A 16,494-nucleotide genomic window follows, 5' to 3' on the forward strand; every position below is an offset into this window, starting at 1 on the left:
TCGCCCGGGGAAGCGGATTTGCGACCCCGGGCTTTTGCGCTTTCAGAAAACCCCTCTTTGAACGGGGTCAACACGCAGTAAAACTGACGTGGATTACCGAGAAGTCGTGTTTTCTGAAGTCGTTAGAAGTACCTAGTATCTAGTACCCAAATTTTTAAAACCCTGTGGCCGTGGTTGACGGCCTATGACACCTCGAGTCGGAGTGCTCATGCCTTACTCGTTTACCGAAAAAAAGCGCATCCGCAAAAGCTTCGCGAAGCGTGAGGACGTGCAAGACGTTCCTTTTTTGCTTGCGACACAGCTTCAATCTTACCTAACCTTCTTGCAAGCCGATACGCAACCTTCTGCCAGAAATGATCAGGGGTTACAGGCAGCCTTTAATTCAATTTTCCCGATCGTCAGCCACAACAATATGGCTCGACTCGAGTTCGTTAGCTACACGCTTGGCGAACCCGTATTCGATGTCAAAGAGTGTCAGTTGCGCGGTCTGAACTACGCTTCGCCTTTGCGCGCCAAGGTGCGTCTGGTTCTGCTTGACCGCGAAGTCAGCAAGCCAACCGTCAAGGAAGTCAAAGAGCAGGAAGTTTACATGGGCGAGATTCCGCTCATGACAAATACCGGCTCTTTTGTCATCAACGGTACGGAGCGTGTGATCGTATCGCAGTTGCATCGCTCGCCCGGCGTGTTCTTTGAACATGACCGTGGTAAGACACACAGCTCGGGTAAATTATTGTTCTCGGCACGCGTTATTCCTTACCGCGGATCGTGGCTCGATTTCGAATTCGACCCGAAAGATATCCTATTCTTCCGCGTCGACCGTCGTCGCAAAATGCCAGTTTCGATTTTGCTCAAAGCAATCGGAATGACGCCCGAGTCTATTCTTGCGCACTTCTTCAAGTTTGATCAGTTTGAAATCAAACCTGAAGGCGGCATGATGGAGTTTGTCGGTGATCGCTGGAAAGGCGAAGTTGCGAGATTTGACATTACCGACAAGAGCGGCAAGGTGCTGGTCGAAAAGGACAAGCGCGTTAATGCAAAACACTTGCGCGACATCGCAGCAGCAAAAATCGAACGTATTTCGGTACCGGAAGATTTCTTGATCGGACGTGTATTGGCTACGAATATTGTTGATGCCGAAACCGGTGAATTGATCGCTTCCGCAAACGACGAGATCACCGAGTCGACACTGAATGCATTGCGCGTTGCCGGTGTTAAAAAGATCCAGACGCTCTATACCAATGACTTGGATTGCGGTCCGTATATTTCGCAAACATTGCGTACGGATGAAACCGCCGATCAGATGGCAGCACGTGTAGCCATCTATCGGATGATGCGTCCTGGCGAACCCCCAACAGAAGACGCGGTCGAAGCATTGTTCCAGCGCTTGTTCTACAGCGAAGAAACATACGATCTGTCGCGTGTCGGTCGAATGAAAGTCAACAGCCGTTTGGGTCGTGGTGACGACATCACAGGCCCGATGACATTGACCGATGATGACATTCTCAAAACCATTCAGGTGCTTGTTGAGTTGCGTAACGGCCGTGGACAGATCGATGACATTGATCACCTCGGAAATCGCCGCGTACGCTGCGTGGGCGAATTGGCGGAGAATCAGTTCCGTGCAGGATTGGTGCGTGTCGAGCGTGCAGTAAAAGAGCGCTTGGGTCAGGCTGAAACAGAAAACCTGATGCCGCACGATTTGATCAACTCTAAGCCGATTTCGGCTGCTATCAAAGAGTTCTTCGGATCAAGCCAGTTGTCGCAGTTCATGGATCAAACCAACCCATTGTCCGAAATCACGCACAAGCGTCGCGTTTCGGCTCTTGGACCAGGCGGCTTGACCCGTGAACGAGCAGGCTTCGAAGTGCGCGACGTGCACCCGACGCATTATGGACGCGTATGTCCGATCGAAACACCAGAAGGCCCGAACATTGGCCTGATCAATTCGATGGCGCTTTATGCTCGCTTAAACGAGTATGGTTTCCTCGAAACGCCCTATCGTAAGGTTGTCGATAGCTGCGTGACCGATCAGATTGAATATTTGTCTGCTATCGAAGAAAGCAATTATGTGATTGCTCAGGCTAACGCGGAACTCAGCGAATCCGGTAAATTTACCGACGAACTGGTTGCTTGCCGTCAGGCCGGTGAAACGCTGTTAACGGCGCCTGCAAACGTACATTACATGGACGTTGCGCCTTCCCAGATCGTTTCCGTTGCAGCTTCTTTGATCCCCTTCCTTGAACACGATGACGCGAACCGCGCGCTGATGGGTGCAAACATGCAACGTCAGGCTGTTCCATGTCTGCGCCCTGAAAAGCCGGTTGTTGGTACCGGCGTTGAACGCACTGTTGCGGTTGACTCGGGCACGACGGTTCAGGCGCTGCGTGGTGGTATCGTCGATCACGTCGATGCCGATCGCGTTGTGATTCGTGTCAATGATGAAGAGAACGTTGCCGGTGAAGTCGGTGTCGATATCTACAATTTGATCAAGTACACGCGTTCAAACCAGAACACCAACATCAACCAGCGCCCGATCGTGCGTCGTGGTGATCGTGTTGCCGCTGGTGACGTGTTGGCTGATGGCGCATCGACCGATCTGGGCGAACTCGCCTTGGGTCAGAACATGTTGATCGCGTTCATGCCCTGGAACGGCTATAACTTCGAAGACTCGATTCTGATCTCCGAAAAAGTCGTTGCGGATGATCGTTACACATCGATTCACATTGAAGAATTGACCGTTGTTGCGCGTGATACCAAGCTCGGACCTGAAGAAATTACACGCGATATCAGCAATCTGGCCGAAACACAATTGAATCGTCTGGATGATTCGGGCATTGTTCATATTGGTGCAGAAGTGCGTGCCGATGACGTGCTGGTCGGTAAAGTGACACCCAAGGGTGAAACTCAGCTGACGCCGGAAGAAAAACTGCTGCGCGCGATTTTTGGTGAAAAAGCATCTGACGTGAAAGACACGTCGCTGCGCGTGCCTTCGGGCATGATCGGAACCGTGATCGACGTTCAGGTTTTCACGCGTGAAGGTATTGTGCGCGATAAGCGTGCCCAGTCGATTATTGATGACGAATTGCGCCGCTATCGTCAGGACTTGAATGACCAGCTGCGTATCGTAGAAAACGATACATTCGATCGTATCGAGAAAATGCTGGTCAATAAGACCGTCAATGGTGGCCCGCGCAAGCTTGCAAAAGGTAGCGTGATCACCAAAGAGTATCTCGTTGATTTGGATCGTTGGCAGTGGTTTGATATCCGCCTGTCGGATGAGGCGCACGCCATTGTTCTCGAACAGGCTAAGGAGTCGCTTGAGCAAAAGCGTCACCAGTTCGATCTGGCCTTTGAAGAGAAGCGTAAGAAATTGACGCAAGGCGACGAGTTGCCACCAGGCGTACTCAAGATGATCAAGGTTTACCTAGCCGTTAAACGTCGCTTGCAACCTGGCGACAAGATGGCAGGTCGCCATGGTAACAAAGGCGTTGTTTCGCGCATCACTCCTGTCGAAGATATGCCACACATGGCTGACGGTACACCGGCCGATATCGTTTTGAACCCGTTGGGCGTGCCCTCGCGGATGAACGTAGGTCAGGTGCTCGAAGTCCATTTGGGCTGGGCGGCGAAAGGTCTTGGAAATCGTATCGGCGATATGCTGCGCGATCAGCAAAAGATTGAAGTCAAGAAGATTCGTGCCTATCTGGACAAGGTCTACAACGGTGAAGGTACCGGAGCGCGTCTGGAAGAGTTGAGCGATGACGATGTCATCGAGCTTGCACAGAACCTCAAAAACGGCTTGCCGTTTGCCACACCTGTGTTTGACGGTGCAACCGAAAGCGAAATCACCAAGATGTTGGAGCTCGCTTATCCGGAAGACGTCGCCAAGCAAATGGGCCTGACAGAAAGCCGTACACAAGCATGGCTGTATGACGGCCGCACTGGTGAACAGTTCGAACGTCCAGTCACGATGGGTTATATGCACTATCTCAAGCTGCATCACTTGGTGGATGACAAGATGCACGCTCGTTCGACCGGACCATACTCGCTTGTAACTCAGCAGCCGCTGGGTGGTAAGGCGCAGTTTGGTGGACAGCGTTTTGGTGAGATGGAAGTGTGGGCTCTCGAGGCTTACGGTGCGTCCTATACGCTGCAGGAGATGTTGACGGTCAAGTCCGACGACATCACCGGCCGTACCAAGGTATATGAAAACATCGTCAAGGGTGATCATACGATCGATGCGGGCATGCCCGAATCGTTCAATGTGCTCGTCAAGGAAATTCGTTCCTTGGCCCTCGACATGGATCTGGAGCGTAAATAATGAAAGCGCTACTCGACCTTTTCAAACAGGTTTCACAAGACGAACAGTTCGATGCCATCAAAATTGGCATCGCATCCCCCGAAAAGATCCGTTCGTGGTCTTACGGGGAAGTTCGTAAACCCGAAACGATTAACTATCGTACATTCAAGCCAGAGCGTGATGGTTTGTTTTGCTCGAAGATTTTTGGTCCGATCAAGGACTACGAATGTTTGTGCGGCAAATACAAGCGACTCAAGCATCGTGGCGTTATTTGCGAGAAGTGCGGTGTTGAAGTTACTGTGGCTAAAGTGCGCCGTGAGCGCATGGGTCATATCGAACTCGCAAGTCCGGTTGCGCACATCTGGTTCTTGAAGAGTTTGCCATCCCGTCTGGGTATGGTGCTCGACATGACTTTGCGCGACATTGAACGCGTTCTGTACTTCGAAGCATGGTGCGTGATTGAAGAGGGCATGACACCTCTGAAGCGCGGTCAGATCATGTCTGATGATGACTACCTTGCTAAGACCGAAGAGTACGGCGATGACTTCCGCGCGCTGATGGGCGCCGAAGCGGTTCGCGAGCTATTACGCACGATCGACATTGATCGTGAAGTTGAAAAGCTGCGCGGTGAATTGACAGCGACCAGTTCTGAAGCCAAGATCAAGAAAATCTCCAAGCGCCTGAAAGTGCTTGAGGGTTTCCAGAAGTCGGGTATCAAAGCCGAGTGGATGGTGATGGAAGTGCTGCCGGTGTTGCCACCGGATTTGCGCCCTCTCGTTCCTCTGGACGGCGGTCGTTTTGCAACATCGGATCTGAACGATCTGTATCGTCGCGTGATTAACCGTAACAACCGCTTGAAGCGTTTGCTTGAGTTGAAGGCACCTGAAATCATTCTGCGTAACGAAAAGCGCATGCTTCAGGAATCAGTAGACTCGTTGCTTGATAACGGTCGACGCGGCAAGGCCATGACGGGCGCTAACAAGCGTCAGCTCAAGTCTCTGGCCGATATGATCAAAGGTAAGAGCGGTCGTTTCCGTCAGAACCTGCTCGGTAAGCGTGTTGACTACTCCGGTCGTTCGGTGATCGTGGTGGGCCCACAGCTCAAACTTCATCAGTGCGGTTTGCCCAAACTGATGGCGCTCGAGTTGTTCAAGCCATTCATTTTCAATCGACTTGAGATGATGGGCTTGGCGACAACGATCAAGGCTGCCAAGAAGTTGGTAGAAAGTCAGGAGCCGGTAGTTTGGGATATCCTGGAAGATGTCATTCGCGAACATCCTGTGATGCTGAACCGTGCGCCCACGCTGCACCGTTTGGGCATTCAGGCGTTCGAGCCGGTGCTGATCGAAGGCAAGGCTATCCAGTTACACCCACTGGTTTGTGCTGCGTTTAACGCCGACTTCGACGGCGACCAAATGGCTGTGCACGTGCCGTTGTCGCTTGAAGCGCAACTTGAAGCGCGCACCCTGATGCTTGCATCGAACAACGTTCTGTTTCCCGCTAACGGTGAACCATCGATTGTTCCGTCGCAGGATATCGTGTTGGGTCTGTACTATGCGACGCGTGAGCGCACCAACGGCAAAGGCGAAGGTATGTTCCTCGCCGATGTTGCAGAAGTGCAGCGTGCTTATGACAATAAAGAAGTCACTTTGCAGACGCGTATTACAGTGCGTTTGCCGGAGTGGTCGAAGAATGCGGACGGAGAATGGGTAGCCGGTGTCCAGCGCGTTGAAACAACGGTTGGCCGAGCCCTGCTTTCCGAAATTCTGCCGAAAGGTTTGCCTTTCTCGGTATTGAATCGCGCTCTTAAAAAGAAAGAAATTTCACGTTTGATCAATCAATCGTTCCGACGTTGTGGATTGCGTGATACGGTCATCTTTGCCGATAAGCTCATGCAATCAGGCTTTAAGCTTGCAACGCGTGGCGGTATCTCAATCGCCATGGGCGATATGCTGATACCGAAAGCCAAGGTTGAGATTCTGGCAGAAGCTAGCCGTGAAGTGAAAGAAATCGATAAGCAGTATTCATCGGGTCTTGTAACTGCTCAAGAGCGTTACAACAACGTGGTGGATATCTGGGGCAAGGCTGGCGATAAAGTCGGCAAGGCCATGATGGAGCAATTGGCAACCGAACCGGTCGTTGATCGTCACGGTGAAAATGTCCGTCAGGAATCATTCAACTCGATTTATATGATGGCCGACTCCGGTGCTCGCGGTTCCGCAGCTCAGATCCGCCAGCTCGCAGGTATGCGCGGACTGATGGCCAAGCCTGACGGCTCGATCATCGAGACGCCGATTACGGCGAACTTCCGTGAAGGTCTGAACGTACTTCAGTACTTTATTTCGACACACGGCGCACGTAAAGGTCTTGCCGATACAGCGCTGAAAACAGCGAACTCGGGTTACCTGACTCGTCGTCTGGTTGATGTGACGCAAGACTTAGTCATTACCGAAAACGATTGCGGCACATCTCATGGTTACAACATGAAAGCCCTGGTCGAAGGCGGTGAGGTCATCGAGCCATTGCGTGAACGCATTCTCGGTCGCGTGGCAGCTGTCGACATCATTAATCCTGACACACAAGAAACAGCGATTGCGAAAGGCACACTGCTCGACGAAGACCTCGTTGATTACATCGACAAGCTCGGTGTTGACGAAGTTCGTGTCCGCACCCCGTTGACTTGCGAAACACGTTACGGACTTTGCGCACACTGCTACGGTCGCGATTTAGGCCGCGGTTATCTGGTCAACGTCGGTGAAGCAGTTGGTGTGATTGCAGCTCAGTCGATCGGTGAACCCGGCACACAGTTGACGATGCGTACATTCCACATCGGTGGTGCTGCTTCGCGTAACGCCATGGCAAGTGCCGTTGAAACCAAGTCGAATGGTACGGTGCGCTTTGCCAGCTCGATGCGCTACGTCACGAATCCCAAGAATGAACGCATTGCAATTTCGCGTTCGGGTGAAATCGTGATCATGGGTGAAAACGAGCGTGAACGCGAACGCCATAAAGTGCCTTACGGCGCAACGTTGCAGGTTAACGATGGCGATGTGCTCAAGGCCGGTTCGCGTCTTGCTACATGGGACCCACTGACTCGTCCGATCGTGTCCGAGTATGCCGGTGCTGTTCGTTTCGAAAACATCGAAGAAGGTGCGACGGTTGCCAAGCAGGTCGATGAAGTCACTGGCTTGTCGACGCTGGTCGTAATTACGCCGAAGACGCGTGGCGGAAAAGCTGCAATGCGTCCGCAGATCAAGCTCATCGGCGAAAATGGCGATGAAGTGAAGATTGCCGGAACCGACCACTCCGTGAACATTTCGTTCCCGGTTGGCGCACTGATTACCGTGCGTGACGGTCAACAGGTTCAAGTCGGTGAGGTCTTGGCGCGTATTCCGCAAGAATCACAAAAGACACGCGATATTACCGGCGGTCTGCCACGCGTGGCCGAACTGTTCGAAGCACGTTCACCCAAAGATGCCGGCATGCTTGCCGACGTCACGGGTACGGTCTCGTTCGGCAAGGACACCAAGGGCAAGCAGCGTCTGGTGATTACCGACCTTGAAGGTGTGGCGAACGAGTTCCTGATTCCGAAGGAAAAACAGGTTCTGGTGCACGATGGCCAGGTAGTCAACAAAGGCGAAATGATTGTGGACGGTCCGGCTGATCCGCATGACATTTTGCGCCTGCAAGGTATTGAGCGCTTGGCAACTTATGTGGTTGACGAGGTGCAGGACGTTTACCGTCTCCAAGGCGTGAAGATTAACGACAAACACATTGAGGTGATTGTTCGCCAGATGTTGCGTCGTATCAACATTGTCGATGCCGGCGATACGTCCTTTATCCCCGGAGAGCAAGTCGAGCGTGCTGAGCTACTCAACGAGAATGATCGCATGATTGCAGAAGGTAAGATTCCTGCTACTTATGACAACATTCTGTTGGGTATTACGAAAGCCTCGCTTTCGACCGATTCGTTCATTTCGGCGGCTTCCTTCCAGGAAACCACCCGCGTACTCACCGAGGCTGCCATCATGGGCAAGCGCGACGATTTGCGCGGACTGAAAGAAAACGTCATTGTTGGTCGCTTGATTCCGGCCGGTACTGGAATGGCTTACCACCAAGCACGCAAAGAGAAGGAAATTCTGGAGGCGGCCGAACGCGAAGCCGCACGCCAGCAAGCCAACCCGTTCGAGGAACCCGCTGTAGTCGCCCCGACTCCTGAGGCAACCGAAGAATAAGTTGGAGATCAACTACGGTGTGTCGGATGAGAAATCATCTCGACACACTTAGGGTTGACACTGAGATTGTATTTACGTTAAGCTGTCAGGCTTAGCGTATTTTTTGCGTGATAACTAGGGCATTTGTCGATAAAACAAAGGCAATAGTGATTTCGCAGGGGTTTCAATAGCTCTGGGCTTATTGATAACTCTAGTAGATAAGCAATACCCGCTCTTTTACGGATTTCCGTTTGATGGTGGGTTTGCGCGAGCTGCCCAGGAACGGGAATGCTGAGAACGCGTGTAGACAACGCAAGTATCAGAGATAAAAGGGAATTAGAGGTTATGCCAACCATTAGCCAACTCGTGCGTAAACCGCGCGAAGTCAGCGTCAGCAAGAGCAAGAGCCCCGCGCTCGAAAACTGCCCCCAGAGACGCGGTGTTTGTACACGTGTGTACACCACCACTCCAAAAAAGCCTAACTCAGCGTTGCGTAAAGTCGCCAAAGTGCGTCTGACCAACGGTTTTGAGATCATCTCCTACATTGGTGGTGAAGGCCACAACCTGCAAGAACACTCGGTCGTGCTCGTGCGCGGCGGTCGTGTAAAAGACTTGCCAGGTGTGCGTTACCACATCGTTCGCGGTTCACTGGACTTGCAAGGCGTTAAAGACCGTAAACAGTCGCGCTCCAAGTATGGTGCCAAGCGTCCTAAGCAGGCCAAGTAATACAAGTACAAGCAGTAAACACAGCGAAAGCTGTTACGTGCAACCGACACATGAAAACATGTGAAGGCAATGTAAGTGGTCAGCCAGATGGTTGACTGTGACTGTGGTGAAAGCCGCAGTTCAACTGAAAAGACACAAAGGAATCAATATGCCCCGTCGTCGCGAAGTACCCAAACGTGACATTCTGCCCGACCCGAAATTCGGCAGCGTCGAGCTCGCAAAATTTATGAACGTCGTCATGCTTTCCGGAAAGAAAGCCGTGGCTGAACGCATTGTCTACGGTGCGTTGGATCAGGTTGCCGCTAAAACCGGCAAAGATGCGATTGAGGTTTTCAACCTTGCAATCAACAACATCAAACCGATCGTTGAAGTAAAAAGCCGCCGCGTTGGCGGTGCCAACTACCAGGTGCCTGTTGAAGTGCGTCCGGTACGTCGTTTGGCACTCTCTATGCGCTGGTTGCGTGAAGCCGCTAAAAAGCGCGGTGAAAAATCCATGGATCTTCGTCTTGCCGGTGAGTTGCTTGATGCAGCAGAAGGTCGCGGCGCTGCCATGAAAAAACGTGAAGATACGCACAAGATGGCCGAGGCTAACAAAGCCTTCAGTCATTTCCGCTGGTAATTTAAGGATCAACCATGGCCCGCAAAACCCCGATCGAGCGCTACCGCAACATCGGTATCTCTGCCCACATTGATGCAGGGAAGACCACAACGACCGAACGTATTCTGTTTTACACAGGCGTCAATCACAAGATTGGCGAAGTGCATGATGGCGCAGCCACCATGGACTGGATGGAGCAGGAACAAGAGCGCGGTATCACCATTACGTCCGCTGCGACAACTGCCTTCTGGAAAGGCATGGGTAATAACTACCCTGAGCATCGCATCAACGTGATTGATACACCCGGACACGTTGACTTTACAATTGAAGTTGAGCGCTCAATGCGCGTGCTTGACGGTGCATGTATGGTTTATTGCGCTGTGGGTGGTGTTCAGCCCCAGTCCGAAACCGTATGGCGTCAAGCAAACAAGTATCGTGTTCCACGCTTGTCCTTCGTAAACAAGATGGACCGTACTGGTGCAAACTTCTTCAAAGTCTACGACCAACTGAAGACCCGCCTGAAGGCAAATCCCGTACCAGTGGTGATCCCGATCGGTGCGGAAGAAAACTTCAAAGGCGTGATTGACCTCGTCAAAATGAAAGCAATCATTTGGGACGAAGCCAGCCAGGGCATTAAGTTCGACTACGTCGACATCCCGGCTGAGTTGCAGGCACAAGCTGATGAATGGCGTGAAAAGCTGGTCGAGGCTGCCGCAGAATCATCAGAAGACTTGATGAATAAGTATCTAGAGGGCGAACAGCTGACTGAAGCTGAAATTCAGCAAGCACTTCGCACTCGCACAATCGCAGGCGAAATTCAGCCAATGTTGTGCGGTACCGCGTTCAAAAACAAAGGTGTTCAGCGCATGCTTGACGCTGTAATCGAGTACTTGCCCTCCCCGGTTGATATTCCGGCTGTGAAGGGTGAACTTGATGATGGCACTGAAACTAGCCGCGAAGCAGACGATAACGAGAAGTTCTCGGCACTTGCATTCAAGTTGATGACCGACCCCTATGTTGGTCAGTTGACTTTCGTGCGCGTGTACTCGGGCATTCTGAAATCCGGTGATACCATTTTCAACCCGGTTAAGGGTAAGAAAGAGCGTATCGGTCGTATTCTTCAGATGCATGCGAACAATCGCGAAGAAATCAAGGAAGTGGTTGCAGGTGACATCGCTGCGGTGGTCGGTCTTAAGGACGTGACAACCGGCGAAACCTTGTGTGATGTCGATTCCCACATCATGCTCGAGCGCATGGTTTTCCCAGAGCCTGTGATTTCTCAGGCCGTGGAACCAAAAACCAAGGCCGACCAAGAGAAAATGGGTATGGCGCTATCGCGACTGGCACAGGAAGATCCATCTTTCCGTGTTCGTACCGATGAAGAATCAGGCCAGACCATTATTTCCGGTATGGGCGAGCTGCACCTTGAAATTATTGTCGACCGCATGAAGCGTGAATTCGGCGTTGAAGCAAACGTGGGTAAACCGCAGGTTGCTTATCGCGAAACGATTCGTAAGGTTTGCGAAGAAATTGAAGGTAAATTCGTTAAGCAGTCGGGCGGTCGCGGTCAGTATGGCCACGTTGTTCTGAAGCTTGAGCCCCTGCCACCCGGTGGTGGTTACGAATTCGTTGACGCCATCAAGGGTGGTGTGGTTCCTCGCGAATACATCCCTGCAGTGGATAAAGGTATCCAGGAAACACTGCCAGCCGGTATTTTGGCCGGATACCCTGTTGTCGACGTTAAGGCGACATTGTTCTTCGGTTCGTACCACGATGTAGACTCGAACGAAAACGCCTTCCGTATGGCTGCCTCAATGGCATTCAAGGATGGTATGCGCAAGGCAAGTCCTGTGCTGCTCGAACCGATGATGGCCGTTGAAGTCGAAACACCTGAAGACTATGCAGGTACCGTGATGGGCGATTTGTCATCACGTCGCGGCATGTTGCAAGGTATGGATGACATGGTCGGCGGTGGCAAAATCATCAAAGCTGAAGTTCCTTTGGCAGAGATGTTCGGTTACGCAACCAACCTGCGTTCTTTGACGCAAGGTCGCGCAACCTACACGATGGAATTCAAGCACTATTCCGAAGCTCCCAAAAACGTTGCCGACGAAATTATCGCGGCACGCAGCAAGTAATCAGTTAGAGGATAAAAAATCATGGCAAAAGGTAAATTCGAACGTACCAAACCACACGTTAACGTAGGCACAATCGGCCACGTTGACCATGGCAAAACCACATTGACTGCAGCGATCACCACCGTGCTGTCGAAGAAATTCGGCGGCGAGGCGAAAGACTATTCGCAGATCGACGCAGCACCTGAAGAGCGTGCACGCGGTATTACGATTAACACCGCTCACGTTGAGTACGAAACACAAAACCGTCACTACGCACACGTTGACTGCCCCGGCCACGCCGACTACGTCAAGAACATGATTACCGGTGCTGCGCAGATGGACGGCGCGATTCTGGTGGTGTCGGCTGCTGACGGCCCAATGCCCCAGACCCGCGAGCACATCCTGTTGTCGCGTCAGGTTGGCGTTCCTTACATCATCGTCTTCCTGAACAAGGCAGACATGGTTGATGACGCAGAACTGCTCGAGCTGGTTGAAATGGAAGTGCGCGAGCTGCTCTCGAAGTACGACTTCCCCGGCGATGACACCCCGATCGTGAAGGGTTCGGCTAAGCTGGCACTCGAAGGCGACCAGGGCGAACTGGGCGAGCAGGCCATCATGAAGCTGGCTGAAGCACTGGACACCTACATCCCCACGCCTGAGCGCGCTGTGGACGGCACGTTCCTGATGCCTGTTGAAGACGTGTTCTCGATCTCGGGTCGCGGCACCGTTGTGACCGGTCGTATCGAGCGCGGCATCATCAAGGTCGGCGAAGAAATCGAAATCGTCGGTATCCACGACACAGTCAAGACCACTTGCACGGGCGTTGAAATGTTCCGCAAGTTGCTCGACCAGGGTCAGGCAGGCGATAACGTCGGTATTCTGTTGCGCGGTACCAAGCGTGAAGAAGTTGAGCGCGGTCAGGTTTTGGCCAAGCCAGGTTCGATCAAGCCACACACAGACTTCACCGCCGAGGTGTACATTCTGTCGAAAGACGAAGGTGGTCGTCACACGCCATTCTTCAACGGCTATCGTCCCCAGTTCTACTTCCGTACGACTGACGTGACCGGTACGATCGAATTGCCCGCAGACAAAGAAATGGTTCTGCCAGGCGATAACGTCGGTATGACCGTCAAGCTGTTGGCACCGATCGCCATGGAAGAAGGTCTGCGTTTTGCTATCCGCGAAGGTGGTCGTACCGTCGGCGCCGGCGTGGTTGCAAAAATTCTGAAGTAATTTTACTTTGCCGCAGGTCGAACTGATCTGCGGCATTTCGTTCTTTTCGTTCTTTGGGAATCGTCATGAAAAATCAAAAAATCCGCATCCGTCTAAAAGCGTTTGACTACAAACTCATCGACCAGTCGGCTGCAGAGATCGTTGATACGGCAAAGCGCACCGGAGCAGTGGTTCGCGGCCCGGTTCCACTGCCCACACGTATTCGTCGTTATGACGTGTTGCGTTCGCCGCACGTCAACAAGGCTTCGCGTGATCAGTTTGAGATCCGTACTCATCAGCGCCTGATGGATATCGTTGATCCTACAGACAAGACAGTTGACGCATTGATGCGCCTCGACTTGCCTGCAGGTGTAGACGTCGAAATCGCGCTGCAGTAAAAAAATATATACAAACCCGTAGGTTAGGTCTTGCGGGTTTGTACGTATTGGTGCTAGAATCCAAGACTTGCCTGAAATTTTGGGCAAAATAGGGTCGGAAGTACATTAAGGCCCATGTAGTAAATGAGCGCCCGAAAATATTTCGGGTTTTATCAGCCCCGACCAATCGCAGTCGGGAATCGGGTTTTTACCCCGGAGAAAACGATGTCGAAATCGACACCCACGCCTGCCGCACATCGGCTAGGGCTGGTGGGCCGCAAGGTCGGCATGACCCGTATTTTTACGGAAGATGGCGAGTCCATCCCCGTGACAGTGCTGGACGTGTCGAACAATCGCGTCACCCAGGTAAAGTCGCTTGAAACTGACGGCTACGCCGCCATTCAGGTTGCTTATGGAACGCGCCGCGCCTCCCGTGTAGCCAAGCCGCAAACCGGACATTACGCCAAAGCTGGTGTAGAAGCCGGTAGCATCCTTAAAGAATTCCGTCTCGATCCTGCTCGCGCAGCCGAATTCACGCCAGGTAGCGTGGTCGCTGTTGAAAGCGTATTCGAAGCCGGCCAGCAAGTCGACGTAACCGGTACCACGATTGGTAAGGGTTTTGCCGGCACGATCAAGCGTCACCATTTCGGTTCGCAACGCGCATCGCACGGTAACAGCCGTTCGCACCGCGTTCCTGGCTCGATCGGTCAAGCCCAAGATCCTGGCCGTATTTTCCCCGGTAAGCGCATGTCGGGTCACCTCGGTGATGATACGCGCACCGTGCAAAACCTTGACGTTGTGCGAGTTGACGCCGAACGTGGTCTGCTTTTAGTTAAGGGCGCAGTCCCTGGCTATGCTGGTGCAGATATCGTCGTGCGCCCTGCCGTCAAAGCCCCTGCAAAGAAAGGAGCCTAATCCATGGATATCAAGCTCCTGAATGACAATGGTCAGTCGTCGGCAACATTTGCTGCACCTGATACTGTCTTTGGTCGTGACTTCAACGAAGCGTTGGTGCATCAGATCGTCGTCGCCTTTCAGGCAAACGCACGCTCGGGCAATCGCGCACAAAAAGATCGTTCAGAAGTTCGCCATTCGACGAAGAAGCCTTTCCGTCAGAAAGGTACGGGCCGTGCTCGTGCCGGTATGACTTCCTCGCCCTTGTGGCGTGGGGGTGGTCGAATTTTCCCAAATTCGCCCGAAGAAAACTTCAGCCAGAAAGTCAACAAGAAAATGTATCGCGCGGGTATCCGTTCGATCTTGTCACAGTTGGCTCGTGAAGATCGCATCTCGATCGTGGATTCGTTCACACTCGAGTCGCCTAAAACCAAGCTCGCAGCTGACAAGCTGAAAAACCTTGGAATGAACGAATCGGTTCTGATCATCACTGATACGGTTGACGAAAATGTTTATCTCGCCTGCCGCAACCTGAAACATGTTGCAGTAGTCGAACCGCGTTACGCCGATCCGCTTTCACTGATTCACTACAAGAAAGTGATCATCACCAAGCCGGCCGTCGCTCAACTCGAGGAGATGCTGGCATGAACAATCAACGTTTAATGCAAATCATCTTGGCACCGATCGTGACCGAAAAGGCTACGTTTGTTGCAGAGAAGAACAATCAGGTCGCTTTCCGTGTGATCGCGGATGCAACGAAACCAGAAATTAAAGCTGCAGTTGAGCTTCTCTTCAAAGTTGAAGTTGACGCAGTTCAGGTTCTGAATCGTAAAGGCAAAGAAAAGCGCTTTGGACGTTTCATTGGTCGTCGTCGTAACGAACGTAAAGCATATGTTTCGCTCAAAGACGGTCAAGAAATCAACCTGGCGGAGGTGAACTAAATGGCCCTCTTAAAAGTTAAGCCAACCTCGCCCGGACGTCGCGGCATGCTCAAAGTGGTTACACCCACTTTGCATAAAGGCACACCATTCGCGGCATTGGTCGAAAAGAAAGTACGTGGTTCAGGTCGTAATAACAACGGTCACATCACGGTTCGCCATCGTGGTGGTGGTCATAAGCAGCATTACCGCCTTGTTGATTTCCGTCGTAACAAAGATGGAATTCCTGCAAAGGTTGAGCGTCTGGAATACGACCCCAACCGTACAGCGCACATTGCATTGCTTTGTTACGCAGACGGCGAACGTCGTTACATCATCGCTCCTCGTGGCCTTGAAGTGGGTGCAACATTGGTATCGGGCGTAGAAGCTCCGATCCGTGCAGGCAATACATTGCCGATCCGCAACATTCCCGTTGGTACGACGATTCACTGTATCGAAATGCTTCCCGGCAAAGGCGCACAAATGGCGCGCTCGGCTGGTGCATCGGCTGTTCTCCTGGCTCGCGAAGGTACCTACGCTCAGGTTCGCCTGCGCTCGGGTGAAGTTCGTCGCGTGCACATCGAGTGCCGTGCAACCATTGGTGAAGTCGGCAACGAAGAGCACAGCTTGCGCCAGATTGGTAAGGCTGGTGCAGTGCGTTGGCGCGGTATTCGTCCCACGGTGCGTGGTGTCGCAATGAACCCGGTTGATCACCCACATGGTGGTGGTGAAGGTCGTACCGGCGAAGGCGGCGAGCCAGTCAGCCCATGGGGTACCCCGGCTAAGGGTTATAAAACCCGTAGCAACAAGCGGACGAACAATATGATCGTCCAGCGCCGCAAGCGTAAATAAGAGGGCGAATCATGTCACGTTCAGTCAAGAAAGGCCCATTCGTCGATGCACACTTGATCAAAAAGGTCGAGGCTGCTGTCGCCGAGAAAGGCAAAAAACCGATCAAAACCTGGTCGCGTCGTTCAACAATTCTGCCCGAATTCATCGGGTTGACGATTGCTGTTCACAACGGTCGCCAGCACGTTCCCGTTTATATCAACGAGAACATGGTCGGACATAAACTCGGCGAGTTTGCGCTGACCCGTACGTTCAAGGGCCATGCTGCAGACAAAAAGGCCAAGAGGTAA

General features: G+C 52.4%; 12 protein-coding genes. All 12 read left to right on the forward strand.

The genetic code is table 11. The annotated features are described in order from the left end of the window. Positions 1-208 precede the first annotated feature (208 nt). Complete coding sequence (rpoB, locus tag G3I67_RS04320; RefSeq protein WP_163651873.1) at positions 209-4,321, forward strand: DNA-directed RNA polymerase subunit beta; 4,113 nt, start codon at positions 209-211, stop codon at positions 4,319-4,321. Then, positions 4,321-8,535: a DNA-directed RNA polymerase subunit beta' gene (gene rpoC, locus G3I67_RS04325; RefSeq protein ID WP_163651875.1), complete on the forward strand. Its 4,215-nt coding sequence runs from the start codon at positions 4,321-4,323 to the stop codon at positions 8,533-8,535. The genes rpoB and rpoC overlap by 1 nt, the downstream gene beginning before the upstream one ends. A gap of 324 nt (positions 8,536-8,859) precedes the next feature. Further along, positions 8,860-9,240 carry a 30S ribosomal protein S12 gene (rpsL, locus tag G3I67_RS04330; protein ID WP_028816413.1) on the forward strand — a complete coding sequence of 127 codons (381 nt, stop codon included), beginning with the start codon at positions 8,860-8,862 and terminating at the stop codon, positions 9,238-9,240. 148 nt (positions 9,241-9,388) lie between these two features. Continuing rightward, positions 9,389-9,859 (forward strand): 30S ribosomal protein S7, encoded by a 471-nt coding sequence (gene rpsG / locus G3I67_RS04335; protein ID WP_163651877.1) that lies wholly within the window; start codon positions 9,389-9,391, stop codon positions 9,857-9,859. Between the two features lie 14 nt (positions 9,860-9,873). After that, positions 9,874-11,976, forward strand: coding sequence for an elongation factor G (gene fusA, locus G3I67_RS04340; RefSeq protein ID WP_163651879.1), 2,103 nt, complete (start codon positions 9,874-9,876; stop codon positions 11,974-11,976). Between the two features lie 21 nt (positions 11,977-11,997). Continuing rightward, positions 11,998-13,188: an elongation factor Tu gene (gene tuf, locus G3I67_RS04345; protein WP_163651860.1), complete on the forward strand. Its 1,191-nt coding sequence runs from the start codon at positions 11,998-12,000 to the stop codon at positions 13,186-13,188. Between the two features lie 65 nt (positions 13,189-13,253). Then, positions 13,254-13,565, forward strand: coding sequence for a 30S ribosomal protein S10 (gene rpsJ / locus G3I67_RS04350; protein ID WP_163651881.1), 312 nt, complete (start codon positions 13,254-13,256; stop codon positions 13,563-13,565). Positions 13,566-13,769: 204 nt separating this feature from the next. Beyond that, positions 13,770-14,459 carry a 50S ribosomal protein L3 gene (gene rplC / locus G3I67_RS04355; protein ID WP_163651883.1) on the forward strand — a complete coding sequence of 230 codons (690 nt, stop codon included), beginning with the start codon at positions 13,770-13,772 and terminating at the stop codon, positions 14,457-14,459. A gap of 3 nt (positions 14,460-14,462) precedes the next feature. After that, positions 14,463-15,086, forward strand: a complete 624-nt coding sequence (gene rplD / locus G3I67_RS04360; protein ID WP_163651885.1) for a 50S ribosomal protein L4 — start codon at positions 14,463-14,465, stop codon at positions 15,084-15,086. After that, positions 15,083-15,379: a 50S ribosomal protein L23 gene (gene rplW / locus G3I67_RS04365; protein WP_163651887.1), complete on the forward strand. Its 297-nt coding sequence runs from the start codon at positions 15,083-15,085 to the stop codon at positions 15,377-15,379. Before rplD ends, rplW begins: the two co-directional genes overlap by 4 nt. Continuing rightward, positions 15,380-16,207, forward strand: coding sequence for a 50S ribosomal protein L2 (gene rplB / locus G3I67_RS04370; protein WP_163651889.1), 828 nt, complete (start codon positions 15,380-15,382; stop codon positions 16,205-16,207). An 11-nt stretch (positions 16,208-16,218) separates the two neighbouring features. After that, positions 16,219-16,494 carry a 30S ribosomal protein S19 gene (rpsS, locus tag G3I67_RS04375; protein ID WP_163651891.1) on the forward strand — a complete coding sequence of 92 codons (276 nt, stop codon included), beginning with the start codon at positions 16,219-16,221 and terminating at the stop codon, positions 16,492-16,494.

The sequence above is a fragment of the Sheuella amnicola genome (assembly GCF_010499255.1).
GTDB classification, from domain to species: domain Bacteria; phylum Pseudomonadota; class Gammaproteobacteria; order Burkholderiales; family Burkholderiaceae_B; genus Zwartia; species Zwartia amnicola.

Coding starts and splice junctions, on each gene's coding strand:
- rplW (WP_163651887.1), top strand. CDS start 15,083: ATGAACAATCAACGTTTAATGCAAATCATCTTGGCACCGATCGTGACC.
- rpsG (WP_163651877.1), top strand. CDS start 9,389: ATGCCCCGTCGTCGCGAAGTACCCAAACGTGACATTCTGCCCGACCCG.
- rpoC (WP_163651875.1), top strand. CDS start 4,321: ATGAAAGCGCTACTCGACCTTTTCAAACAGGTTTCACAAGACGAACAG.
- rpsL (WP_028816413.1), top strand. CDS start 8,860: ATGCCAACCATTAGCCAACTCGTGCGTAAACCGCGCGAAGTCAGCGTC.
- rpsJ (WP_163651881.1), top strand. CDS start 13,254: ATGAAAAATCAAAAAATCCGCATCCGTCTAAAAGCGTTTGACTACAAA.
- rpoB (WP_163651873.1), top strand. CDS start 209: ATGCCTTACTCGTTTACCGAAAAAAAGCGCATCCGCAAAAGCTTCGCG.
- rplC (WP_163651883.1), top strand. CDS start 13,770: ATGTCGAAATCGACACCCACGCCTGCCGCACATCGGCTAGGGCTGGTG.
- tuf (WP_163651860.1), top strand. CDS start 11,998: ATGGCAAAAGGTAAATTCGAACGTACCAAACCACACGTTAACGTAGGC.
- rplD (WP_163651885.1), top strand. CDS start 14,463: ATGGATATCAAGCTCCTGAATGACAATGGTCAGTCGTCGGCAACATTT.
- rplB (WP_163651889.1), top strand. CDS start 15,380: ATGGCCCTCTTAAAAGTTAAGCCAACCTCGCCCGGACGTCGCGGCATG.
- rpsS (WP_163651891.1), top strand. CDS start 16,219: ATGTCACGTTCAGTCAAGAAAGGCCCATTCGTCGATGCACACTTGATC.
- fusA (WP_163651879.1), top strand. CDS start 9,874: ATGGCCCGCAAAACCCCGATCGAGCGCTACCGCAACATCGGTATCTCT.